Genomic DNA, 22,117 nt, shown 5'->3' with positions numbered 1-22,117 from the left:
TCACCTCCTACGTCGCTGTGTCTCATTGCTTTCGAGGAAGTCGCAGAATACGATTCGGTTCCAGTTCATGCAGAGCCTCATCTGCTGAGATGCCGTTCAGTCTTTGAATGTCGATTGCCTTTCTGGTATCGTTGAAAAACTTTTGGGCAAGCAAACTCAGCTTATCCCCCGGCTGCGTCATATACTCGCTTGTTCCTTTACGCTCATCCGGACGCGGCTGCGACGTTTTTGGCACATTAGTCGCACTTGTCAGCTTCCCATCCAGCTTCACCTTTTTGGCTGCATAAAATTTATACAGCTTCAAGGAAATGTCGTACTCCAAATCCCCAACACTGCCAGCAACTTCACGCCAAGTGAATTTATCAATGGCCATAGCTAGATTCATATGGAAGGTCGGCGTCGTAAGCACGAAACGAATCGGACGCTTCGTCTCCATCCATTCACGCAGTTGAATGATATAATCACTAGGCGGCAGAAGCTTCTCAGGCGGAATATGCACATATGGCCCATAATGGAGTGGAAATAGGCTGCTGAATTGAATATCGGCCAGCTTTGGCGTATGGATGCTCACGACTTCCCCGATACCGACAATATCGAAGGACTGCAAATTGCCCGCTTCGCTGATCTCCAGCTGAGATGGATTTACAGGCAGCTCTATGACCTTCTCTTGGTTGTTGAAGCTCAAATAGATATGGTATCCGCTCATCCGTACACCCCTTCCGCCGTTGACACGAATTCTTCCTCCAGCTTCTTCTCGATGCGATTGATTAATGTGTCCATATCGAAGCCTTGATGGATATCGCCGGTATTCACCTGTACTGTCGGGGTCAAAGATACGAAGTTCTGGATGGCGTCCATTTCGGCCAAATCGCGCATCATCTCGATGTTTTCATCCGTAATTTCAACTTTATTGTCGATGGCTCCGACTTTCCCTACCTCGCCTACTTTCGGGATGTTCATTGGAGGCATTGTCCCTGAACCGGTACCGGGCACAGTTCCACCATTTCCACTCCACGGATCCGTTTTTCCTCCTGGCTTGAATTTGGATGTATCAGGCATGAAGTTCTTCGTAAAGTCTTTATTTTTCTCATACGTTTCTTTTCCCTTGTCAAAAGCAGCCGTCATATCCTCTGGCTTGATTCGCAAAGGATCTAAATTCACGACATCCTTGTCGCTCTTCGGCTCCCTACCCTCCATGATCTTGTCGTAGCTCCATTTGTTGACCATCTCGAATTTCGAGCCTGTGAGACTATTGACTTTACCAATAAGCCAATTGATTCCATCCACTAATGAGTTGATCGTGCTTCCGACAAAATCGATGACACTCTTTGCAATGTCGTAAATGAGCTTTTCAATGGCATAGAAAGGATCGATAAATAGATTGACGAAAAATTCGGCAAAAGACACCATCAAATTCCAAATTGTAGCTACTGCGTTGCGAATAAATGTAAATAATGAAGAGAACAGCCCTATAACCGTGCCGACTATCGTTTCCGTCGATACCCCTAATTGATTGAGCGCGGTTAATATAAGGACGATAACGCCAACAATTGCAAATAATGGCCACGCCGCGATAATCCATTGAATAAGCCAAGCTGCCGCTGTGATAGCCGCAATTGCGCCGAGAACAATCAATGCGTTTTGTACGAGATCCCAATTTTCGACGAGAAAATTAGCTACGGCAGACGCTGCTTCAGCCAGCAACATCATCCCTGTTTGGATACTTGCAAAAAAAGGATCAAATTTCCCCTCTACAAAGGCTTGATTCAGTAAATCCAGAACCGGAGCAAAAATTTGCAGCGCGGATTCTCCTGCAGCTGCCAGCATACCATTGAAGCGATTGACTGCCGCTTCCCATTTCTGAATCGGACTGTCCATGAGCATGTCCAATGATGCTTGGCTCATGTTTGCCTTTGCCATTAAGGTATCAAAGGCCTGCATAAACCCACTTAAATCCCCAGTTTTCGAGAACGACTCTAGCTTTTCTTGTTCTGGGGCACTTACTGGCATATTTAACTGTTTAAGCAAGCCTGCACTATCGCCAAAATAGGCATCCTTCATCAGCCCAGCGGTTTCTGCCGGATTCCCTCCATTTTCTTGAAAGGCGGATAAGCGCTGAACCATTTCATTCATTTTCAGGATGTCACCCGTATTTTTGGAAATAGAGGATAGTTCAAGGCCAGATTGCAGCGATTTGGAGACATCCGTTCCATTTCGCAGTGCTTGTCCTCGCAACGCCCCGAACACTTCGGCGCTTTTCTGAGCTCCCCCGTACTTAACGCCGTACTTAGCTCGCATGTCTTCCGATTCCGCAGCTCCCTTTATCGCCGTCATTCCAATTGACTTACCGACGTCGAACAATTTTGAACTGAGAGCGCCATAGCTTGTTTTTATCTTCTCGCCAATTCCTTTAACGGTTTCGACTAATCTGTTCCGTAATGAATCAAATACTTTCGAGAGGAGCGGAATCCCTTTCCAATTAAAATTGAAAGGAAACTTAAGCGTCGAAGCTTCTGCTTTCATGGTGCGCAAATAGATGCCCGTTATGAATCGATTCATAGCATCCGTTGATTTACGCCATGCATTGCTGGCCAGCCCTACTGTCTCAGTCGTCTTCCGCCACATACTGCCGGCCAAATTCATAGCATCTTCCATGTCTTTCTGAACTTTCCCCTTGACTTGTTCAAATACCCTCACGAGTGGCTCCATCGTTAACTGAGGCATTTGAAACTGTAACTGCCTCTGCAATGCCATCGTAGTCATACTTCTCTTCCCTCCTCCTGTCCGCAAGATGAAGAGAGCGATTCCCCATCTGCACCCAAGCTGCCCCAATGGAACTGCCATTGCCATGCCGACTGTGAAATCGCTGCTCTAAAGTTCGCGGTTGTTTCAAAGCCTACATTACCGCTTCTTGCGCATACTACGCTGTGCCTTGCGCTCCTCTTCTACACGGATGTCGATCATCGCGTAGACGGCGGCACGTTCGCGAACCGGGAGCGCAAGCAGCTCATGCGGCAGGATGCGAAGCTTATGGAGGGCGTAATAGGCATAGTTCGCTTCGCCATCGCCCTCGTTAATTAGTTTTTTACGTCATTGACAAGCTCGTTCATGTCCTGATTGAAACCGTTCAGCGTCTGCACCTGCTGCAGCAGCCCCGTATATTCACCCGGCAGGAGCATCTTGCGCAGGAGCGCCTCCGCGCCCATAACGCCATAAGACTGCTGAAGCTCTGCATTTTTCAAGTCTGGATACACAACACTTGCCACAATCAGCTTCGCGGTATATTCATTGAAGTCGATTTCTGGCGTAACAACTCCGCCCTTGCCCTTCACCTGTTTTGTGGCCGACTTGCGGCACTGCTCGTTTTCCACTTCGCTCATACTGCGCAGCGTCCATGCAACCGGCTCCCCCTTGTCATCCTTGAAGCGCGGGGACACAATGAATGGCATCTCCGTATTTGGTTCCGCATTTTGGGCAAAGAAATAGCTTAATGTAGTCATCTTCAATCGCTCTCCTCATCTTGAATGGTAGGTATGTTATTTAAAATTACATTTTAGGTGCATTAAAGTTGCTTAAAATATCAACGTCGTCAAATGTAAACTCCAATTCTTCTTCCAAAACATCGCTCTCTGTATCCAGCTTCGCCATAACGACACTGTTCAGGTTCACGTTCTTCAACATGATCGTCTGCGTGCCTACTGAAGAAGTAGGATCTGCGTTTGTCACATTAATCGTAAAGTTCGTATCCTTGCCAGTCTTAATATAATCAAGCATCATCTTACGGAATAATGGCGTCATATAGTAAATCGTCATGCTGCCTGTTCCCGACCAGCCGGAGGTTTTATGCTGTGTGGCACGGCTGCCGAGTGTTTTAATTTCTGCTTTTTGTTTTTCTATTTTCGCTTCCAGCGTTTTAATATAGAACATCTCTTCATTTTGACCATTAATTTGTGCAAAAGCTGTACCTTCACGTCCCGAAATCGTATCCTTCGCTTGTAAGAAACCCATCTTACTTCACCTTCACTTTCATGTAAATTTTCTCTACTGCATCGACCGGTTGCACATTCAATTGAATGACGATACTGTCCGAAGCCTCGCCCTTTGCAACAAGCACATCCGTCTGGGCATCGAACGGCTGAATTGCATTCAAGCGCTCAAGCTGATCCAAATACGCGATACACTCTGCACGGAACAATTGACGTCCTTCTTCATTGTTGTTCGTTTTGCCGACATACGTCGTTTCGAAAATACGCTTCATATCGTTGGCGATGCCGTCCAACACGCGAATAACGCGGTTTTTGGAGAACGGCTGCCCCTTGTCCGGCGTATAGGCCGTCAATGTATTGATATCCTGCTCTACCACTGCATGGCCAAGATGATGCACGAATACGAATTCACCCTTGCGCAGAGCTTCTTCAACCTGCGTATTCGTCATTCGAATATCAGCATCGACCGCATCTTCATAAGCAGAATACGTCAACGACTCATTCATCGCTGCCGCTGCTGTTGCCGCGGCCACCCATACTGTTGCTTGAGCCGCATTCAACACCGTGCCGTCTGCCAGCTTTACCCCATTTTTGACGCTAATGATGCCTTCATGATTCGCAGTCGGATATTGGGCCATAACAGCCTGAATCTTCTTACCTTCTTCTTCGCGCATACGCTTTACAAATACCGCATAGACAGAGCATAGCGCAGCATCAGTGGAAGGAAGTGCAACCGTATGGAAATCATGAACGGCAATTGCTTCGTGGAAAGATACATGATCCGCATTCACTACATTGCCGTCATCTCCACCAGTAAGCGGCAGACCAGCATTTGCTTCAATCGCTCCTGTACCTTCAAATTCAACCCACGCATTTGCGATCAGCTGTTCAGCCAGATTCACCGTCTGGTTGTCCACGGTACGTCCGCCAACCTTCGTAATTACATCTACCTTCGTATTGTCATTCACATTCGTCTGTACGACGAGCTGAATATCATTGCCGCGAACACCGCCAAAACGTGCTTTCACCTTCAATTGTTTGTGAGTTGCAGCCGCCTTCACACCTTCATTCAATCGATACAACAGCACCTTCTTCGCGCGCTTGAATGCCTCGCGCACCAGCAGCAGTGCCTCATCCGTCAGCTCGTAGCCTAGCTGCTCGAATACCGGCTCCCCTGCATGCAATTCCAGCACCTTTTTCGCTGGTCCCCAGCTCAGCTTCAGCGGCAGTGCCACAATCCCCCGCTCGCCAACCGCTCCCGATGGAGCAGCCTCTCCTTGAAAGCGTACATATACGCCTGGTCTTACCTTGTTCTGCGTCGTCCATGTTCCTCCAGCCATTACTTTACCTCCTGAATTTGAAATTGGTGTAGCAGCGCATCGATCTGCGCCTTCGTGTACTGCTCATTGCCCGCCAGAAACGCATGCAGCATGTCTCGCTCGCCTGCACTCCAGCGTTTCGCTTCCAGCCACTGCTCCTTCGCAAAAGCGAATTCGCCCGCAGCCTCGGCATGTTCCACATTACGCTTGTCCTGCTTGTTTGCATTAGACATCTCGAATGCGTCCCTCCTGCTTCATGGCATTCATCTTGCTCATTTCCTCTCGAGAACGTGTCAGCATGTACTCATACTGCACTTGGAACCGCAGCTTGCGTTCCACGATCTCATGCTTCCAGCCTGTCCCCCTGCATAAGCTGCCGCCTGCTTCAATCAGTTCCAGCGCATCATACAGCGCATCCGCAACATCATGAACGGAAGCAGCCTTTGCCTCGGGATAATACTCGACCTCGATGGCTGCTCGCGCTTGATAACGGCCTTCGCCTGCACGAGTCCGTTCCCCTCGAACGAGCTTTACGACCAAGCAGGGCGCTAACTCATTCGTTCGTTCTTCTGACTCCAACACCGGGATGTCTGGGTAACGTTCCCGCACCCGACTCAGCACCCCCTGCCGAATCTCACTGCTTCGCAAGCCTTCACCTCCTGTCCTGCGGTACAAAAAAACCGTTATACAGCTTCGCCGCAAACGGTTCTCCCTTCCTCCCTGCAAGGTTGTCCTGCCCCCATGCCCACAACCTCACACTATCATCTTAGCACCTTGTCCCGTCCACCAGTGTGCCAGCATCCGGCCAGCGGGAGGTCACTGCATCAATCCTCGAACACTTCAATTCCAAGCATAAATGCCAACTCGGTAATTGCCCGCGCTTTGATTCTGCGAAATGTACGCTCACTTACATTCAAGTCAAAGCAAAGCAGATAATCTGGCTTCTGTACATGTGGATTGAGATAACAGTTCTCTATTAGTTCGCGCTCCATGTCGCCTAGATGTGCGACCGCCTTCATGACATTGTCGTGTACCGTTTTCATGTATGCTTCCTTGTCCACATTGTGCAGGGCAATCTCTTCTACTGGCTTGCCTACCTGATTCGTCGCACCATGGAATCTCGGTTCATAGGAAGTCGTCATTTTCATTTCTCTTCGTACGATGCCTGTTCTTTTGTACAAACGAGCTATAGATAAATACTGCTCCACCATTTTTCGCGTAGCCGACCGATTCACCGTTGCCAACATCCTCATCGCTCCTCATGTAAAAGTTATTAGTAATAACATAATAAATAAATATAGTTGTTTAAAATAACGAAAATAAAAAAAGAATTGTTCTATTAAACTTGGCCTTGTGTTGTGTAAAACAACATTATAGAATGATGCTGTTCATTCTAAACAACTCACCGATAATTATTGCGAACATCTGTTCCTGTGTGATACACTGCAAGCATACCATGCTCATAAAATGAACGTCAATCTTGAATTTATGAACATATGTAAAATAAGGGTGGTAGCCATGTCCGTAACGAACAAAGAACTTGTAGGTTCCCGTATTAAGGAGCTGCGGCTCAAGCAAGGCTTATCGCAAGACGATGTTGCCCACGCGCTCGATATGAAGCGTGCCAATGTAGCCAATTATGAAGCGGGACGCACGACGCCGCCGAGCGATATCATTGGCAGACTTGCCGATCTGCTGCATACATCGAGCGATTACTTGCTTGGCCGTATCGACAATCCAATGCCGCTGGCCATAACTTCATCTGATTCTATTCCTGAATGGGCCACATGGAAAGACAAGAAGGATTTCCGGCAGTTGCTGGAGGAAGATTCTGAAATTATGTTCGATGGCGTTCCCATCGAGGAGGAAGACCGTGAACGGGTGCTTCAAGTGTTGGAGGCCTTGTTCTGGGATGCGAAAAAGCGCAATAAGCGCAAGCCCCGGAGCTGAACATGGCTCAATGACTAACCTATCCGCGAGGTGCATCTCATGGATGTAGAGAAGATTGTACGATCATTAATTCGAAAATATAAAACGAACTGTCCTTTTCAGCTTGCACAATATTTGAACATTCAAGTACGAACAGCTGATCTCGGGAAATCAACGCGCGGCCTCTATTTCCATAAGCTCCGACGCCGCTATATAGTCATTAATTCGGAATTGCCGTTCGAATGGCAGCGATTCGTGTGCGCTCACGAGCTCGCCCATGACAGACTACATAAAGGCATCGGGCATTTCTTTACCGAACAGCATACGTTGTTCCATGTTGGCAAGTTCGAGCGCCAAGCCAATCAGTTCGCTCTGCTTCTGCTGCTGCATGATCAAGAGTGCTTACTTGGGGAAACCCGGGAAATGTACTGCGCGCGCAATGATATCCCAGCTGAACTAGCTAGGTTCCTTCCTACAGAGTCGGTGCAAGAATAAATCGGTACGAATGCCGTCACCAATTTCAGCCTACTCCACATAGTATAGGGTAATGCCGAACTATGGGTGTATGTTATCAACCTGAGAGGTGAGATCAGTTACATGAAGGCACTTGTCACCGGGATCTCCGGATTCGTAGGAAGTCATATGGCGGAATTTTTGCTGGACAAAAATGTAGAGGTAATCGGCACAATTCGCAATCGCAGCCGCCTAGAACACATTCGCCACATTCTGCCCGATATTCATCTGGCAGAATGTGAGCTCCGCGATGCATTCTCTGTAGAAACACTCATTACAAATGAGAAGCCGGATCTTATTTTTCATTTGGCCGCTCAGAGCTTCGTCCCTACCTCCTGGAACTCGCCAGCAGATACAATCTACAACAACGTTGCGGGTCAATTGAACATTTTCGAAGCGGTAAGACGCATTAATCTCGATTGTAAAATTCAAATTGCCTGCTCCAGTGAGGAATATGGTCATGTAGAGCCGCACGAAACTCCGATACGTGAAGAAAATCCCCTCCGTCCGTTAAGTCCATATGCAGTGAGCAAAGCAGCTCAAGACTACCTTGGCTATCAATATCATAAGAGCTACGGCCTCCATGTCATCCGGACGAGAACATTCAACCATACGGGTCCACGCCGTGGTGAACAGTTCGTTACGTCCAACTTCGCGAAGCAGATTGCCGAAATTGAAAAGGGCGTTCGTCCACCTACTGTCCATGTGGGCAATTTGGAAGCGAAGCGTGATTTTACCGACGTACGCGATATTGTCCGCGCTTATTGGCTCGCACTGGAACGGGCTGAAGCTGGAGACTGCTATAATATTGCATCCGGCTCTTGCGTCACGATTCGTGAAATGCTCGATATGCTGCTGGCTAAATCGGATATTACGATCGACATTGTGCCAGATCCGAGCCGCATGCGTCCATCCGACGTCGAAATTCTGCTTGGCGATCATTCGAAATTTACAGAACATACAGGCTGGAAGCCAGAAATTCCTCTTGATCATACCCTCGAAGACTTGCTGAACTACTGGCGCGAGCGCGTATAGACTAGTTGCAAGCCCCCGCCTAAGCCGATGCGACCGCTTCTTCCGTCCACTGAGGTCGGTCGCATATTCTTTCTCTTCGATCCATATGGAACGGATGAATATGGTAGAATGGATGATAAGGAAAGGAATCATCTATTTATGCAGAGGAGGACAAGCATCATGAAGAATGTTTGGAAGAAGCTAATGAAGAAAGGCTTTTCGGTTGAGCTCGATCAACTTCCACAAAGCAAGCAGCAGTTTTTAGATGAAATTGAGCGTTATTGCGTACAAGAAAAGGTTAACTATAAGTTTATTGAATATGATCGACCTGCCGTTATTTCAATTGATGGTATCGTCTATAAATGCCACGTTGAGAATGCCGGAAGACCCGGATTTGTCCTTCATTTCAAAGAAGTATAAATGCAAGAAATACGTACATAGAGCGTTGAAATTGCGGCGATCCTCTTTTTTGCCGAGATCGCCGCTTTTGGGTAGCAACTACAATTAGTAAAAAAAGAAAAAGAGCCTCTAACAGACTCTTTTCATATAGTAAAATATGGTATAATCACTAGGACAACGAAAACGGTTTAAGGGCAGGAGGCGCCATCCTCGCATAAAGAAGGTCCATCATTTCCTTCCAAGGAGGTGAGCGCCGTGACAATGTATGAGGCATTGACATTAATGCTGTCATTCGGAACATTTGTTATCCTGATGCTGTCCTTCCATAAAAAGAAGTAACCCGTCCGCCTCTTTCCAAGCCGCAGGTTACTTCCTACCTAAACGCCCCCGCTCTTATAGCGGTAGTTGTCACGGGGATCGTGTTCCAGCACGATCCCCTGTTATATTAGCATATTACAATTTATTCCTCAAGCGTTCTTATGATGCTCCTTTCACTCCAGAGCAAATAAAGTGCTTTTTGTCACAATTCTTTTATAAGATTAACTCACGGCTTCGACGAAATGAAAATCATAGTCCATTGTCCAATCGTGATGCTTAATCAAAAAGTCGTAAAAGGACATATCTCGCATGAAGTCAATGACCCGCGTTATGAGTTCTGGCTCATCGGCTGCTTCTTTTCCTTTCAACTGCCCGAGCCAAATTCCAGCCTTATTGCTTACATAAAATCCTCCGTCGTCCTTCTGGCGCACATGGTATAGCCACATAATGCCGTGCTCGATAACAACTAGATAATCTTCCGCGATAAGATATCCATTCAGATAAACGATTTCGTATCCGAGATCGAGTACGAGTTCAATAACTGCCTGTTTCATGCCAAACTCACCTTCTCTATCATGAATCTGAGCACCATTTGCTTGTGTGTAACCGTAATAACTTCGAAACCTAATAAGTCAATATTGTCTTTGGCATGATGAAAGGTGTAAGACCTGGAACAGAAGAAACATTTTTCACGATACCTTAGTTATTACTCTATGGGAGCTGCAATAATAGCTGATATCATACACTCATGATCCGCTGTCACTAAATACGGTCAACATAGAGAACTAGCACAATTTCATGATGCTTCCCAACGTTTCAGGCAATGTGTGATAACATACATGGTGTTCATGCTAGAAATCAGAGCTTGCGAGTATCCGCATTTACGATTCTTGATGTTTACTTATGAAAATCTCGTACAGAAATTCCATTGTTCTTAGGGCTTTTGCCTATAACATCAGCAATGGCCATTTTCACAATCAGGCTACTTATACGGTTGATAATTCACGTACTTGTTTGGTATCGTTGATTCACGGTATCTATTGACGATTGAGTACGAGTGACATCACTTAAATTTTGCTTTAGATAGGTCTCCCTTAGTCATATCAATAATACTGAATGCATTCGGTTTAAACCTGTGTAAGGTTGCTGATTCGCTTCATTATAACTATTAAGTTGATTGACCAACCATTACTCCATGCATAGCATATATAATCCACCTCTTTTTGTCGAAGAGAAACGAGTAAAAAGTTATACTTTTTGGGAATCGAATCATTTACTTTTAGACAATTATACTCTTGTAGTCATATTAAATATACGCTTATGGTCATAATATGTCAAGGGGGATTTAGAAAATGTTACGAATTAAAATCAAACTCAAAGAAGTTATGAAAGAAAAGGGAATCACGCAGACAGAACTAGCTCAGCTATCAGGTGTTGCGCAAGCTAGAATTTCAAAGCTATGTAGTACAAAAAGACAAGAGGTAAATTTGGAGATGTTAGAAAAGATCGCTTATGCTTTGGATATTAAAGATATATCCCTAATACTGCAATTCGAGGAAGAGTCTGGAGAATAAACGCCTTTAAACTTAAAATAGACGTTTAAAAAACGCTATGATATCATATAAATAATAAGAGTCGTGCTGGAACACGACTCTGTACAATAGCCGCTTCAAAGGCGGTGGCTATAGGTTTACGTTAAAATAGACCGCATACCTTTTGCTGAGGGCGGTCTATTTCTTTTGGTGCAAGTATATTAGCAGCGTTACAATCAATGTTAGCAACGCCAATATCCACAGTCCGAACTGAAACATAACGGATAGTGCTTCATATACACTCACAGGCTTCACCTCCCTTCAGGGAGATTAGCCGACCGCCCATAAAGCCATTCTATTGTATGGCAAGTATATCCTATTTTTCTCACTTTCGTAAACTATTAAAAACATTGCAGCGCACACTCAACAAGGTTGAGACGGAATCATCCGCTTACGGATGAACTTGGCGATCCTCCTCCAGTAGCTACCGGGAAACGATCAATGCAAGCTGTTTATCCGGCCTGTATGGTCAAAGCTGCAAATAAAGCCGGTACAGCATTCGGGCAGCTTCTCTACGCTTGACAGCCTCGCGAGATTTAATCCTCTTATCTGCGGGAACATCGATCTATCGCTGCTTCACAGCCAAAGACATCGCTGGATTGGCCCAATTCGAAATCATTTCTTTGTCTACGAATTGGTTCAGATAATCCTCCGTATTCGTAGGGTAAAAATAATGGTTTATTGTTCATGTTGACCCTCGTCCTACTCTTGTATCTCCCCGATGTCTTCACGGACGGTCGAACCCTTGGGGTTCGCTCCCCATCATAAAATTTCACTCCAAATAAAAAAAGCGCCTTGCGGCGCACTTTTTTCATTTGGAGCGGGTGATGGGAATACTCCGGCCACTTCTGCCACACTTCTGTGGTGGCTCTCGTTATGCCGGACGCGCGTCCTACTTGGGTATTTCCTCGATGTCTTCACGGACGGTCGAACCTTGGGGTTCGCTCCCCATCATAAAATACTCCAAATAAAAAAAGCGCCTTGCGGCGCACTTTTTTCATTTGGAGCGGGTGATGGGAATACTCCGGCTACTTCTGCCACACTTCCGTGGTGGCTCTCGTTATGCCGGACGCTCGCGCTGATTCGTATTTCACAGTAGCATTGCAGCGCGGTACTCAACATGTCTGATTGAAAAGTGGAGCCTTCCGGCTCCAGTGGTTTATTGTTCATGTTGACGCGCGTCCTACTCCTGTATTTCCTCGATGTCTTTACGGACGGTCGAACCCTTGGGTTCGCTTCCCATCCTTTCTACGCTCCATAACAAAAAAAGCGCCCTTCAGCGCATTTCATTTGTTATGGAGCGGGTGATGGGAATCGAACCCACGCCGGCGGCTTGGGAAGCCGCTGTTCTACCATTGAACTACACCCGCATATAAAAAAACACTCGTTCCAGAATACCTGATAGGAGTGTAATAAGATGGTCGGGACGACACGATTTGAACATGCGACCCCCTGGTCCCAAACCAGGTGCTCTACCAAGCTGAGCTACGTCCCGACATATATTGCACGTCACATCAAGTGACAAGAATTAATATAGCACAGCCCATTCTGTTGCGCAATACGTTTTTCACCTTCGGAATCATAATTATTTTCGATCAATGATCCAACATCATAGGGTTCTAATTATCTACAATGCCGTGCTTCAATGCATATCGCGTAAGCTGCACACGATTCTCCAAATGCAGCTTCTGCATAATGTTTTTCAGATGATTCTTCACGGTATGCTCAGATAGGGACAACTGTCCCGCAATGACCCGGTTCGATTCTCCCTTCGCTACACGCTCTAAAATTTCACGCTCACGAGTCGTCAACGGAGTTGACGTTGGAATCTTGCTCTCGCCCTTCACGGAAAACTCCTGCAATAAGCGAAACGCCAGTTCCTTCGACATCGGTGCCTCATCAATGGCAATCGCACGCAAATATTCATGCCACGCGGAAGGCTGCAAATTTTTGAGCAAATAGCCCTGTGCCCCTTTTTTCAACGCCTCAAACAAGTGAGTAATATCATCCGACACCGTCACCATCACGATTTTCACATAGGGGAACTGCTCTTTGATCCGCTTGGTAGCTTCCAATCCGTCCATAACAGGCATGGAAATATCCATCAATATCAAGTCGGGCATGACTTGATCCGTCATACGAAGCGCATCTTCTCCGTTCACAGCCTCCCCTACAACAACGAATGCTGGATCAATCGCTAAAATATCCCGCATTCCCTCACGCGCATGGGCATTATCGTCGGCGATTAACACCCGAAAACAATGCTGCTTCTCCATCCCATGTTCCTCATTCACGCTAGTTCCCTCTCCTTCCGCCAACTTCATTAACTTGCAATACGCACTACCGTTACGTCGCCATCTCGTTCCAAAGACAAGCTCCACCCCATATTGGTCGTGCGGTCGCGTACCATCTTCAATCCATACTTTCCCTTCTGTGCAAAAGGCTCTCCTGCGAATCCGATCCCATCGTCCCGAATATCGCAGACAAATCCTTCAGCCACAGGCTGCGCTATGATCCATACCCGTTTCGCCTCTGCATGCTTGCGCACATTCAGCAGCGCCTCGCGTACAGCCGACAACAGCGCGATTTTCTCTTTCAATGACAATTGATCTTCAGGCAGCTCCCACTTCACGTCCAGTGTCCAATCCGTATCCTTTCGAATATCCTCGATCATCGTAACGAGTTGGTCCGACCAGCATACATTCATCTCCTCAGGGACAGTTTGCAAATTAGCGATGGACAGACGCACATCATCATATACATGACGAACCGTCTGCCGCAGCTTGTCCAGCTGCTCTGGCTGCTGTTCGGTTGAAGCTGTCTCCAGCCGATCAATCTTCACCGACAGCATGAACAATGATTGTGAAATTCCATCATGCAGCTCTTGTGCCAATTTGCTCCGCTCCTCCAAGGCCGCCTTCGTCTGCTGCTCACGCTGCAGCTTCTTATTCGTATCATCCAGCAGCTTGAATAAGCGAGTCAGCAGTGTGGCCGACACGATAAAAACAATGGCAGGGGCGAGCCAATTCCCAACCTCCATGGAAACGTAAGGGAGCAGGAACGAGTGGCGCATATATTCCCATAGTCCAATTGTAATCGTAGGAATCCATAGAATCAGATGTTTAATCGTACGATCCTTCAAGATAGTTTTCGCTCCATTCTATGTTCGGTATCATCCATGCGCATCTATTCCTATTGTAATGAAAAAAGCATGCGGTCACCAGTTCATAACCGCACGCCTATCTGTCTTACCTATTCATCATATTACGATTGCAATAATTTCGGTGCGCTCGTTGATTCTCGAATCACGATCTCCGACTCTAGACGAGCACTGATACTGCGCTTATTCGTTCCATTAATCTGCTTTATAAGCAAATCAACAGCAACTTTGCCGATTTGGTGAGCTGGCTGTCGCATCGTTGTCAACTGCGGACGCAGTTGGGAGGCGATGACTTGATCATCATAGCCGATTACAGACATATCATCTGGCACCTTGTAACCAGCCTGCCAGAGTGCATTGATGGCGCCAATCGCCGTGAAATCATCAGCCGCGAACAGCGCCGTCGGCATACAACCTGCATGCAGCCATCGCTGTACAGCATCATAGCCGGATTGAATGCAGAACTTGCCATCCTCAATTGCAAAAGGTTCGAGGCCTGCGTCACTCATTGCATCCCTGAAACCCCTTTCACGTTCAAGTGCACTTAAGAAGAACCGCGGCCCACGAATATGAGCGATCGATCGATGGCCCAAATCAATAAGATGCTTCGTTGCATCATATCCACCTTTATAATTATCCACATTCACGTTGGTCACAGAAGGCTGGATTGTCTGATTGTCAATAAGTACGAACGGGATTTTACGTTTTTTTAGTTCTACCACGTAAGGTTCCTCATGTACCGCAGATAGAATCAGCATTCCATCCACGCGATCCTCTTGGATTAAGTCCGTACCCACCCCTTGTTCCATCGGCTCTGATGCAACCGATAGTGCTAAGTAATAACCATGATCCTTTAACAGTGAGTACACCGATTGCACGATACTATCCAGAAATGAATCCTGCAAGGTAGTGACAATCATCCCTATGACACCTGTTTTCCCCTTCGCAAGGCTTCGAGCTGCTGCGTTCGGGTGGTAATCCAGATCCTTCATCGCCTGAAGAACCTTGACCCGATTCTTCTCTCGAACCGTCTTCGCGTTATTTAGGACACGGGATACCGTCACTACAGATAAACCTGATTTCTTAGCCACATCAAATATACTGACCTTCATATCCTTCTCCCCTCATGATCGATCATTAGATATGGAAAGGCACAAATCTCTATGTAACCATCATAACTAACTTTAAAGCGTTATTCCATTAAAACTCCTGTGATATCCGCCATTTCACGCCTTTTTTAGTAAATCTTTAGCTATGGACGGCCCTTCTTGTTACGGATTGAACTTCTTTATGAAACGAATAAAGAAAATCCCCGTATGAATAATACTAAAAGGGATTGATAATCCCCTTCAACTCTAGATAAGTGTTCAAAAGGAGCTGGCATTCATGATCGTAGTAACGACCGAACGCATTGCAAATTATGAAGTATCCGAAGTACTGGGAACAGCATTTGGCGTTGTTGTTCGAGCACGGGGTATCGGCGGAGACATTATGGCATCTTTGAAAGGTCTCGTGGGCGGTGAAGTCAAGCAGTACACACAAATGATTGAGGATGCTCGCCGACAAGCAATGGATCGCATGATCGAGAATGCGCACGCAATGGGTGGAGACGGAATTATCATGATGCGCTTCGATAGTGGCGATGTCGGCCAGAACATGAGTGAAATTGTAGCTTACGGAACGGTTGTTAAGTTGAGAGCGGTGCATTCCTAATGGATGAGGTTGTACATTTCTTCAAAATCGCTCTTGTGGTGTACGGCCTGCCCCTGATCGGCCTTGTCATCCTGATCGTGATCGGCAAGAAATATTTCGATAAGCGCTATAAGCAATACGATAATCCGTTGGATGCCATCGGTGTCTCAGGCGACTTTATGCCAACGAAAGAGATCTTTATCGATCCGAGAGATGGTTTAAAATATCAAGTGTATTACAATCCGAAGACAGGCGAACGCAAGTACGTTCGCATGCAATCGTAGCCTGTTCCTCATTCATTTCAACATAAGAAAGACCGCTCAGCCATAGCTGGAGCGGTCTTTGTATGTTCTTATCGTGAAGGAGCTTTCACATTCCTTTACGAATTTTTCTTATGAATCGATACTTCAGGTGTCGTCATTTGATCATAGAAGTCCAAGTATTTGTCCCGATCATCAGACGCAAGCAGCGCCATGGCGGAACGAGGATGTTCATCAAGCGTACCTGTAATCAAGTATGGAATCAGGTAGCCCCACTCCCACTTTTCACGCATCGGAATCATGTATTTCTCAAGGAAGCCAAGTACAGATCGAAGCTGGTATTTGCTGTTCTTCAAATGTGTCAATAGAGCTTCTGTCGGACAGTTGCCCGCTCCACGCCCCATTCCGTATATGGAAGCATCCAGCATTTCAACCCCAAGCTCTGCAGCAACAAGCGTATTCGAGAAAGCAAGCTGCATATTATTATGCGTATGAACACCGATTCGCTTGTTCGGCAAATGCTCTTTAAATTTATTCACGAGGAAATGAATATCATTATGATCAAGGCTGCCGTAGGAATCTACGACGTACACCACATCAACGACACTCTCTTTGATCATCGCAAATGCTTCGATAAGGTCATTCTCCATCACATTGGACAGCGCCATAATATTGATCGTTGTTTCATACCCGCGATCATGGAATGTACGTACCAAATCCAGCGCCTTGTCCACATCCTTGATGTAGCAAGCAACCCGGATTAAGTCCAACATACTCTCATTGCGAGGTAGAATGTCGTTCTCATCCACACGGCCGATATCCACAAGTGCGGATAGCTTCGTAGTACCCTTCTGCGGAATGACAGTACGTAAAAAATCGTCGTTCAAAAATCGCCAAGGGCCTGCTTCGTCAGCGCCTTTGAGCAGTTTAGGCGAATTTTTGTAGCCGATTTCCATATAGTCGACGCCAGCATCATTCAATGATGCGTATAAGCTTTGCACGAACTCGACGCTGAAGTCCCAATTGTTTACTAGACCACCGTCGCGGATTGTGCAGTCGACAATTTTGCAGTGATTCGTTTTCATTCCGCTATCTCCTTTGCCAAATGTTTTCTCTCCATTCTAATGGAAACAAACTCATAAAGCAAAGCAAAAAAGCTTCATTTTCGTGTCGTTTTCATAGATTTCGATAAATTACCTGCAATTTAATCCTTTTTCTATGAAAAAAATCACATGTAATTTTTCTTCCATTGTGCTACATTCAATGTAAATCCAATTGATACCGATTATCATTATAAATAAGAACATAACGAGTTAATCATAGATTGATATTGATATTGATATGTTGAAGAAAGAAGGATTAACATGCGCCCAACAAATTGTGAGATGCTCAGACAGAATACCTTATGCGAATTGAAGCCTGGGCAGCGTGCATGTATTTGTGATTTGTCCAAAGTCCATGCATCGGTCTGCCATCGCCTGCGTGATCTGGGCATTACGGAAGGAACCCACGTAGAGCTGAAGCGTACCAGCTTGTTCGGCGGTCCGCTTACCCTAGAGGCTAACGGCCAATTGTTCGGCATTCGCCAAAACGAGGCTCGCTCTATCGGGGTGAATGGCGCATGAGTACTTGTACCACCGCACTCGTAGGCAATCCGAATACAGGTAAGACTTCCTTATTCAATGCTCTCACCCGCTCTTACGAATATGTAGGCAACTGGACTGGCGTAACGGTAGAGAAGAAGGTCGGCCACCTGCATCGCAATTCAGGCACGCTCATCGACCTTCCCGGCATCTACTCGCTGCAGCCGATGTCGCGTGACGAGAGCGTCGCTGTAAGCTACCTGCTCCACGAACGGCCAGATACGATCTTGAATGTTGTCGATGCTTCACAGCTCGAACGCAACTTATATTTAACCATACAATTACTGGAATATGGACTTCCCGTGCACATTGCGCTTAATATGAACGACGTGGCACAGGGCCGCGGCATTCACATTCATACGCAGAAGCTGTCCAAGGCACTTCATGCCCCCTTGATTCCCGTCAACGCTAGACGCAAGCAAGGAATTCACGATATTTTGCAGCATATCAATCACCCCGCCCAAGATACAACGAGGGAAGACGGAGATCCGTTCCAACTCGACTATGGGGAAATTACGGAACTCGCTATTCAGCGTATGTCGGAGTACTTACCACCTAAAGATGGGGTACCTTCAAGATGGATTGCGCTGCAGTATCTGGAACAGAACAATACCGTTCGTGAATGGGTTCACAGCGGATTAAATCAGGAGATGAACGATCAGCTCCTGCATATATGCAATGCAGCAGAACAGCAGCTACAACAGCAGGGCATCGCGCTGCACATGGCACAGCATATTCGTGCGGTGCGCACTGCCTTTATTCGTGAGGTCTGTGCAGAAGCAGTTAATAGTACGAAGGAGAAATCCGTAACCTTGACGGAGCGCATCGATGCCATTGTTACAAATCGCTGGCTAGGCATTCCGATCTTTCTCGGCATTATGTTCCTCATGTTCAAGGCGACATTCGAATGGATTGGAACGCCAACGTCGGATGCATTGGATGCCTTCTTCTCCGGACCCGTAACGGACAGCGCAGCCTCTATATTGAATGCGATTGGCGTGTCACCATTTACCCATGCGCTGATCGAAGAAGGGATTATTGCGGGTGTTGGCGGCGTACTCGTATTCGTCCCGCAAATCTTCATCCTGTTCTTATTCATTTCCTTTATTGAGGATTCGGGATATATGGCTCGTGTGACTATCGTCATGGACCGGCTTATGGAAGCCGTTGGCCTGAACGGCAAGGCATTCATTCCATTTGTCATCGGCTTCGGGTGCAACGTGCCTGGGATCATGGCCGCTCGTACGATTGAGCAGCCGCGCGAACGGCTTGTCACTACTTTGCTCGTTCCACTGATGTCATGCTCTGCCCGCTTGTCCGTTTATGCCTTGTTTGCCGGTGTCTTTTTCAAGAGTCATCAAGCACTTGTCGTGCTGTCCCTCTATGTGATGGGAATTGTACTCTCCCTGCTGCTGGCCAAGCTGTTCACCAAGCGGATGATGAAGGAGGAGCAGAGCATTTTCGTTATTGAGCTGCCACCTTATCGGCTGCCACAATGGCAGACTTTGTTCCGCAGCACATGGGAGAAAGGGAAAGGATTCGTACGCAAAGCGGGTACCTTCATTCTTGGAGGCTCCGTGCTCATCTGGCTTATGACATATGCAGGACCAGGCGGATTCGGAGTTGAGATGGACGACTCCTTCCTAGCGATGATTGGCGGCGTGCTTGCCCCATTGTTCGCTCCGCTCGGCTTCGCCACATGGCAAGCGGGGGCTTCTTTAATTACCGGGTTTCTAGCCAAGGAAGTCGTTGTGTCCACGATGAATATCATTTATCACGCACCAGACACGGCTATGCTTGAATCCCAAATCGCAGGGGCATTCACCCCGTTGTCCGCATATGCCTTTTGTGCCTTCGTGCTGCTGTATGTTCCTTGTCTTGCAACAGTGGGCATTATTAAGAAAGAAACCGCATCATGGCGCTGGACATGGTTCTCCATCGGCTATGCCCTACTTATCGCCTATGTTGTCGCACTCATCATTACGGGAGTCGGTAGACTTCTCGGATTTTCATAGAACAGGTGGTGAATCGTATGTCGTGGCCGGAAATTGGAATCGTGATGATCATATTTGCGTATGCACTGTGGATGGTTGTACGCCACGTGCGCAAGTCGAAGCAAGGAGCTTGTGCTTCATGCGCATTGAACCGCTCCTGCTCATCCGGATGCTCCACACAACCACATCCAAATGCAGCTGACGCTGACTAATTGCTGAAATGACAAGAACAGTAGCCGGGATGAAACTCGTGCTACTGTTCTTTGTTGTTTACATCTATATGCAGCATGCTCCTCGCTCCATGCCCAGTCCCTAATTAGGCAGCATACACCTCATGCGAAGATCACTGTTACCATTCCTTACTCTCTACCACAACAAAAACTCGATTACTCGTACAAGCTTATCAATTCATCAACAAGCTCGCCTACATATGATACAGCTTCTCGGATCGTATTCGTATCGGACATATCCACACCAGCCAGCTTCATCAGCTCCAATGGAGGCAAGGAGCCTCCAGCCTTCAGCGCCGTCAGCCAACGTTCTACTGCCGGCTGTCCTTCCTCGCGGATGCGCTTGGCTGCTGCCGTCGATGCTGTTAAACCTGCTGAATACGTATATGGATATAAGGACATGTAATAATGCGGCTGACGCATCCAAGTCAGTTCCGAACCTGGATCCATCACAACGGCATCGCCCCAGAAATCGCTATGGACTTGCCCCTTCAGCTGCGACAGCAGATCAGCGGTAAGCGGCTCTCCCTGTGAAGCAAGCTCATATACCCTGCGCTGCATCTCACCTTCGAGCAAATGCGTTACAAAATTATGATAATACGTATTCAGCAGCTGCGTAATAATCCAGCGTCTCATCCGAGGATCATTCGACGACTGACGGAACAAGTGGTCTGCCAGCAACATCTCGTTCATGGTGGACGGAGCCTCGATAAAATATAGCGATGGACGTGTGTTGGATATCCGCTGATGCTTATGTGCCAGCATGAAGTGCCCCGCATGGCCCAACTCATGAGCCAGAGTGAATGCTCCCCGCATACTTCCTGTCCATGTCATCAATATGTAGGAATGGGAATCATAAATTGATGAGCAGAATGCCCCTGTTGATTTGCCTACATTATCCGCATAGTCAATCCATCGATTTTGGATGGCATCCTGCATAATTGCTGTGTACTCCGGCCCCATGACCTGCAGCGCCTCTACTACCTGCTGCGCTGCTGTCTCGAACGAGACCTCCGGATCGTATTCAGGGTCGAATGGAGCCTTCAGATCGCTAAAGCGGAGTTCCTCCAGACCGAGAACACGCTTTTTGAGCTTTGCCCATTTCCGCATGTGTGGAGCCAACTCGGCTTGAATTGTATCTAAGATTGCGTGATACATCTGCTGTGTCACTTGCTGTTTATGCAGCAGCATATCGGTTACATGATCATAGCCACGAAGCTTCGCCAGCACGACCTGCTTCTTCACTTCTGTTGCATATGAAGCTGCAACCCCGTTGCGATAAGAATGCAGCGTTTCGGAAAATGACCGGAATGCTTCTCTGCGCAAGTATGTATTTGGAGACTCCACATATCGATTCTCAAATAATGCAAAAGATAGCGGATAGGTCTTACCCTCCTGATCGGTAACGGGTTCAAACGCCATGTCTGAAAGCTTGATCTGATTATAAATTTTGTACGGAGCTCCTAAGACGTTGTCAAGTGCTGCGAGCGTCAATTCCGTCTCGCTGCTCAGCCGATATGGCTTCTTGCTTGCAATCTGATCCAAATAGGGCTTGAACTCCAGAAGCTTGGGCTCTTCTTCATAATATGCGGGCAATGCATCGTCGCTCATGTCACTAAATTCAGACTCGAAGAAGGATAGAGCAACGGACACTTCAGCCATCATATCCTGCGCACGGCTGCTATTTCCCTGATTCACTGGATTCGTGCTGTCTTCCGTCAACCGCAAATGTGCATAACTGCCGCATAACTGCGCACGGCTCCAAATGACATCCATTGCTTCCAGACAAGCCAGCAATGTACCAGCACCCTCATGCAATTTGCCTGTGAAGCGGGTGACTGAATTCAAATCAGCTGTAATCGCTTGCAATTCCTCAAGCCATTTTGCATCGGATTCGAATAAATCCTCCAATCTCCATGTTGCTTCCAGAGGGACTTCTGATCGTTTCATACGCGTTGCTTGCGTCGCCATTCGTCCATCGCTCCTTTTCCCAAAAGTGGTAGTTGTGCATACTGTTATTCTACTACGATTCCTCCCTCCTTGGGAATCGAGATTGATTATAAAGGCC

Annotated in this window: 27 protein-coding genes and 2 tRNA genes; 11 read left to right on the top strand and 18 right to left on the bottom strand. The window is 47.0% G+C overall.

The window, feature by feature from the left end; translation table 11 throughout:
• Positions 1-22: 22 nt before the first annotated feature.
• From ABN764_RS21465 to ABN764_RS21430, 8 genes are all read right to left on the bottom strand, one after another.
• Positions 23-706, bottom strand: a complete 684-nt coding sequence (locus ABN764_RS21465; protein ID WP_138187374.1) for a LysM peptidoglycan-binding domain-containing protein — start codon at positions 704-706, stop codon at positions 23-25.
• Positions 703-2,763: a phage tail family protein gene (locus tag ABN764_RS21460; RefSeq protein ID WP_446673060.1), complete on the bottom strand. Its 2,061-nt coding sequence runs from the start codon at positions 2,761-2,763 to the stop codon at positions 703-705. The genes ABN764_RS21465 and ABN764_RS21460 overlap by 4 nt, the downstream gene beginning before the upstream one ends.
• A 314-nt stretch (positions 2,764-3,077) precedes the next feature.
• Complete coding sequence (locus ABN764_RS21455; RefSeq protein WP_021262028.1) at positions 3,078-3,500, bottom strand: phage tail assembly chaperone; 423 nt, start codon at positions 3,498-3,500, stop codon at positions 3,078-3,080.
• A 46-nt stretch (positions 3,501-3,546) separates the two neighbouring features.
• A complete protein-coding gene (locus tag ABN764_RS21450) occupies positions 3,547-4,008 on the bottom strand; it encodes a phage tail tube protein (RefSeq protein WP_446673059.1) in 462 nt (153 codons plus the stop codon).
• Between the two features lies 1 nt (position 4,009).
• Positions 4,010-5,326 carry a phage tail sheath family protein gene (locus ABN764_RS21445; protein ID WP_446673058.1) on the bottom strand — a complete coding sequence of 439 codons (1,317 nt, stop codon included), beginning with the start codon at positions 5,324-5,326 and terminating at the stop codon, positions 4,010-4,012.
• Entirely contained in the window at positions 5,326-5,538 is a 213-nt protein-coding gene (locus ABN764_RS21440) for a hypothetical protein (protein WP_446673057.1), read from the bottom strand. The genes ABN764_RS21445 and ABN764_RS21440 overlap by 1 nt, the downstream gene beginning before the upstream one ends.
• Entirely contained in the window at positions 5,531-5,953 is a 423-nt protein-coding gene (locus tag ABN764_RS21435) for a phage tail terminator family protein (RefSeq protein ID WP_227774229.1), read from the bottom strand. The genes ABN764_RS21440 and ABN764_RS21435 overlap by 8 nt, the downstream gene beginning before the upstream one ends.
• A gap of 176 nt (positions 5,954-6,129) precedes the next feature.
• Positions 6,130-6,552 (bottom strand): ArpU family phage packaging/lysis transcriptional regulator, encoded by a 423-nt coding sequence (locus ABN764_RS21430; protein WP_446673056.1) that lies wholly within the window; start codon positions 6,550-6,552, stop codon positions 6,130-6,132.
• A gap of 271 nt (positions 6,553-6,823) precedes the next feature.
• Here ABN764_RS21430 and ABN764_RS21425 point away from each other — a divergent pair, with 271 nt between their 5' ends.
• The 5 genes from ABN764_RS21425 to ABN764_RS21405 all read left to right on the top strand — a co-directional run bounded on the left by ABN764_RS21425 (position 6,824) and on the right by ABN764_RS21405 (position 9,499).
• Positions 6,824-7,255 carry a helix-turn-helix domain-containing protein gene (locus ABN764_RS21425; protein WP_446673055.1) on the top strand — a complete coding sequence of 144 codons (432 nt, stop codon included), beginning with the start codon at positions 6,824-6,826 and terminating at the stop codon, positions 7,253-7,255.
• Positions 7,256-7,294: 39 nt separating this feature from the next.
• The gene (locus ABN764_RS21420) at positions 7,295-7,729 is read left to right on the top strand and encodes an ImmA/IrrE family metallo-endopeptidase (RefSeq protein WP_446673054.1); all 435 of its coding nucleotides are present in this window, start codon (positions 7,295-7,297) and stop codon (positions 7,727-7,729) included.
• 102 nt (positions 7,730-7,831) lie between these two features.
• Complete coding sequence (locus ABN764_RS21415; protein WP_446673053.1) at positions 7,832-8,782, top strand: GDP-mannose 4,6-dehydratase; 951 nt, start codon at positions 7,832-7,834, stop codon at positions 8,780-8,782.
• Between the two features lie 159 nt (positions 8,783-8,941).
• The gene (locus tag ABN764_RS21410; RefSeq protein ID WP_446673052.1) at positions 8,942-9,181 is read left to right on the top strand and encodes a DUF4318 domain-containing protein; all 240 of its coding nucleotides are present in this window, start codon (positions 8,942-8,944) and stop codon (positions 9,179-9,181) included.
• Between the two features lie 240 nt (positions 9,182-9,421).
• Positions 9,422-9,499, top strand: a complete 78-nt coding sequence (locus ABN764_RS21405) for a putative holin-like toxin (protein ID WP_227774339.1) — start codon at positions 9,422-9,424, stop codon at positions 9,497-9,499.
• A gap of 200 nt (positions 9,500-9,699) precedes the next feature.
• On the opposite strand, the gene ABN764_RS21400 is transcribed toward ABN764_RS21405, so the two are convergent.
• On the bottom strand, positions 9,700-10,032 hold the full coding sequence (locus tag ABN764_RS21400) for a hypothetical protein (RefSeq protein ID WP_315743175.1): 333 nt from the start codon (positions 10,030-10,032) through the stop codon (positions 9,700-9,702).
• Between the two features lie 798 nt (positions 10,033-10,830).
• On the opposite strand from ABN764_RS21400, the gene ABN764_RS21395 reads away from it, so the two are divergent.
• Positions 10,831-11,052: a helix-turn-helix domain-containing protein gene (locus tag ABN764_RS21395; protein ID WP_446673051.1), complete on the top strand. Its 222-nt coding sequence runs from the start codon at positions 10,831-10,833 to the stop codon at positions 11,050-11,052.
• Between the two features lie 156 nt (positions 11,053-11,208).
• Here the strand turns inward: ABN764_RS21395 and ABN764_RS21390 are convergent, their stop codons facing one another.
• From ABN764_RS21390 to ABN764_RS21360, 7 genes are all read right to left on the bottom strand, one after another.
• Positions 11,209-11,316: a putative holin-like toxin gene (locus ABN764_RS21390; RefSeq protein ID WP_036666840.1), complete on the bottom strand. Its 108-nt coding sequence runs from the start codon at positions 11,314-11,316 to the stop codon at positions 11,209-11,211.
• A 705-nt stretch (positions 11,317-12,021) separates the two neighbouring features.
• Entirely contained in the window at positions 12,022-12,240 is a 219-nt protein-coding gene (locus ABN764_RS21385; RefSeq protein ID WP_446673050.1) for a hypothetical protein, read from the bottom strand.
• A gap of 126 nt (positions 12,241-12,366) precedes the next feature.
• Positions 12,367-12,440, bottom strand: a tRNA-Gly gene (locus ABN764_RS21380).
• Between the two features lie 48 nt (positions 12,441-12,488).
• Positions 12,489-12,565 (bottom strand) — tRNA-Pro (locus tag ABN764_RS21375).
• Positions 12,566-12,689: 124 nt separating this feature from the next.
• Complete coding sequence (locus tag ABN764_RS21370; RefSeq protein ID WP_268623990.1) at positions 12,690-13,346, bottom strand: response regulator; 657 nt, start codon at positions 13,344-13,346, stop codon at positions 12,690-12,692.
• Between the two features lie 47 nt (positions 13,347-13,393).
• A complete protein-coding gene (locus ABN764_RS21365) occupies positions 13,394-14,212 on the bottom strand; it encodes a sensor histidine kinase (protein WP_174808509.1) in 819 nt (272 codons plus the stop codon).
• A gap of 122 nt (positions 14,213-14,334) precedes the next feature.
• A complete protein-coding gene (locus tag ABN764_RS21360) occupies positions 14,335-15,342 on the bottom strand; it encodes a LacI family DNA-binding transcriptional regulator (protein WP_446673049.1) in 1,008 nt (335 codons plus the stop codon).
• Between the two features lie 274 nt (positions 15,343-15,616).
• Between ABN764_RS21360 and ABN764_RS21355 the strand changes: the two genes are divergently transcribed.
• Positions 15,617-15,943, top strand: coding sequence for a YbjQ family protein (locus ABN764_RS21355; RefSeq protein ID WP_021254534.1), 327 nt, complete (start codon positions 15,617-15,619; stop codon positions 15,941-15,943).
• Positions 15,943-16,206 carry a hypothetical protein gene (locus ABN764_RS21350; RefSeq protein WP_021262043.1) on the top strand — a complete coding sequence of 88 codons (264 nt, stop codon included), beginning with the start codon at positions 15,943-15,945 and terminating at the stop codon, positions 16,204-16,206. The genes ABN764_RS21355 and ABN764_RS21350 overlap by 1 nt, the downstream gene beginning before the upstream one ends.
• Positions 16,207-16,301: 95 nt before the next feature.
• Here ABN764_RS21350 and ABN764_RS21345 read toward each other — a convergent pair whose 3' ends face one another.
• Positions 16,302-17,267, bottom strand: a complete 966-nt coding sequence (locus ABN764_RS21345; protein WP_021254532.1) for an aldolase catalytic domain-containing protein — start codon at positions 17,265-17,267, stop codon at positions 16,302-16,304.
• Positions 17,268-17,546: 279 nt separating this feature from the next.
• Here ABN764_RS21345 and ABN764_RS21340 point away from each other — a divergent pair, with 279 nt between their 5' ends.
• Genes ABN764_RS21340 through ABN764_RS21330 form a run of 3 tightly spaced genes read left to right on the top strand, consistent with a single transcriptional unit; the run spans position 17,547 to position 20,031 of the window.
• Positions 17,547-17,807, top strand: coding sequence for a FeoA family protein (locus ABN764_RS21340; RefSeq protein ID WP_446673048.1), 261 nt, complete (start codon positions 17,547-17,549; stop codon positions 17,805-17,807).
• Positions 17,804-19,840 carry a ferrous iron transport protein B gene (feoB, locus tag ABN764_RS21335; protein ID WP_446673047.1) on the top strand — a complete coding sequence of 679 codons (2,037 nt, stop codon included), beginning with the start codon at positions 17,804-17,806 and terminating at the stop codon, positions 19,838-19,840. The genes ABN764_RS21340 and feoB overlap by 4 nt, the downstream gene beginning before the upstream one ends.
• 17 nt (positions 19,841-19,857) lie before the next feature.
• The gene (locus ABN764_RS21330; protein ID WP_021254529.1) at positions 19,858-20,031 is read left to right on the top strand and encodes a FeoB-associated Cys-rich membrane protein; all 174 of its coding nucleotides are present in this window, start codon (positions 19,858-19,860) and stop codon (positions 20,029-20,031) included.
• A gap of 174 nt (positions 20,032-20,205) precedes the next feature.
• Here the strand turns inward: ABN764_RS21330 and pepF are convergent, their stop codons facing one another.
• Positions 20,206-22,020, bottom strand: a complete 1,815-nt coding sequence (gene pepF, locus ABN764_RS21325; protein WP_446673046.1) for an oligoendopeptidase F — start codon at positions 22,018-22,020, stop codon at positions 20,206-20,208.
• Between the last annotated feature and the right edge of the window lie 97 nt (positions 22,021-22,117).

The sequence above is a fragment of the Paenibacillus wuxiensis genome, assembly GCF_040195695.1.
GTDB classification, from domain to species: domain Bacteria; phylum Bacillota; class Bacilli; order Paenibacillales; family Paenibacillaceae; genus Paenibacillus_B; species Paenibacillus_B suaedae.
Note: the sequence above shows the minus strand (reverse complement) of the source record. Positions and strands in the feature narration are given on the sequence as shown.

Excerpts from the sequence above, each read along its gene's own strand:
- ABN764_RS21415 (WP_446673053.1), top strand. The coding sequence starts at position 7,832 with ATGAAGGCACTTGTCACCGGGATCTCCGGATTCGTAGGAAGTCATATG.
- ABN764_RS21420 (WP_446673054.1), top strand. The coding sequence starts at position 7,295 with ATGGATGTAGAGAAGATTGTACGATCATTAATTCGAAAATATAAAACG.
- ABN764_RS21345 (WP_021254532.1), bottom strand. The coding sequence starts at position 17,267 with ATGAAAACGAATCACTGCAAAATTGTCGACTGCACAATCCGCGACGGT.
- ABN764_RS21465 (WP_138187374.1), bottom strand. The coding sequence starts at position 706 with ATGAGCGGATACCATATCTATTTGAGCTTCAACAACCAAGAGAAGGTC.
- ABN764_RS21460 (WP_446673060.1), bottom strand. The coding sequence starts at position 2,763 with ATGACTACGATGGCATTGCAGAGGCAGTTACAGTTTCAAATGCCTCAG.
- ABN764_RS21440 (WP_446673057.1), bottom strand. The coding sequence starts at position 5,538 with ATGTCTAATGCAAACAAGCAGGACAAGCGTAATGTGGAACATGCCGAG.
- ABN764_RS21410 (WP_446673052.1), top strand. The coding sequence starts at position 8,942 with ATGAAGAATGTTTGGAAGAAGCTAATGAAGAAAGGCTTTTCGGTTGAG.
- ABN764_RS21425 (WP_446673055.1), top strand. The coding sequence starts at position 6,824 with ATGTCCGTAACGAACAAAGAACTTGTAGGTTCCCGTATTAAGGAGCTG.
- ABN764_RS21455 (WP_021262028.1), bottom strand. The coding sequence starts at position 3,500 with ATGACTACATTAAGCTATTTCTTTGCCCAAAATGCGGAACCAAATACG.
- ABN764_RS21385 (WP_446673050.1), bottom strand. The coding sequence starts at position 12,240 with ATGAACAATAAACCACTGGAGCCGGAAGGCTCCACTTTTCAATCAGAC.
- ABN764_RS21400 (WP_315743175.1), bottom strand. The coding sequence starts at position 10,032 with ATGAAACAGGCAGTTATTGAACTCGTACTCGATCTCGGATACGAAATC.
- pepF (WP_446673046.1), bottom strand. The coding sequence starts at position 22,020 with ATGGCGACGCAAGCAACGCGTATGAAACGATCAGAAGTCCCTCTGGAA.
- ABN764_RS21405 (WP_227774339.1), top strand. The coding sequence starts at position 9,422 with ATGTATGAGGCATTGACATTAATGCTGTCATTCGGAACATTTGTTATC.
- ABN764_RS21355 (WP_021254534.1), top strand. The coding sequence starts at position 15,617 with ATGATCGTAGTAACGACCGAACGCATTGCAAATTATGAAGTATCCGAA.
- ABN764_RS21360 (WP_446673049.1), bottom strand. The coding sequence starts at position 15,342 with ATGAAGGTCAGTATATTTGATGTGGCTAAGAAATCAGGTTTATCTGTA.
- ABN764_RS21445 (WP_446673058.1), bottom strand. The coding sequence starts at position 5,326 with ATGGCTGGAGGAACATGGACGACGCAGAACAAGGTAAGACCAGGCGTA.
- ABN764_RS21395 (WP_446673051.1), top strand. The coding sequence starts at position 10,831 with ATGTTACGAATTAAAATCAAACTCAAAGAAGTTATGAAAGAAAAGGGA.
- feoB (WP_446673047.1), top strand. The coding sequence starts at position 17,804 with ATGAGTACTTGTACCACCGCACTCGTAGGCAATCCGAATACAGGTAAG.
- ABN764_RS21450 (WP_446673059.1), bottom strand. The coding sequence starts at position 4,008 with ATGGGTTTCTTACAAGCGAAGGATACGATTTCGGGACGTGAAGGTACA.
- ABN764_RS21330 (WP_021254529.1), top strand. The coding sequence starts at position 19,858 with ATGTCGTGGCCGGAAATTGGAATCGTGATGATCATATTTGCGTATGCA.
- ABN764_RS21370 (WP_268623990.1), bottom strand. The coding sequence starts at position 13,346 with ATGGAGAAGCAGCATTGTTTTCGGGTGTTAATCGCCGACGATAATGCC.
- ABN764_RS21430 (WP_446673056.1), bottom strand. The coding sequence starts at position 6,552 with ATGTTGGCAACGGTGAATCGGTCGGCTACGCGAAAAATGGTGGAGCAG.
- ABN764_RS21350 (WP_021262043.1), top strand. The coding sequence starts at position 15,943 with ATGGATGAGGTTGTACATTTCTTCAAAATCGCTCTTGTGGTGTACGGC.
- ABN764_RS21340 (WP_446673048.1), top strand. The coding sequence starts at position 17,547 with ATGCGCCCAACAAATTGTGAGATGCTCAGACAGAATACCTTATGCGAA.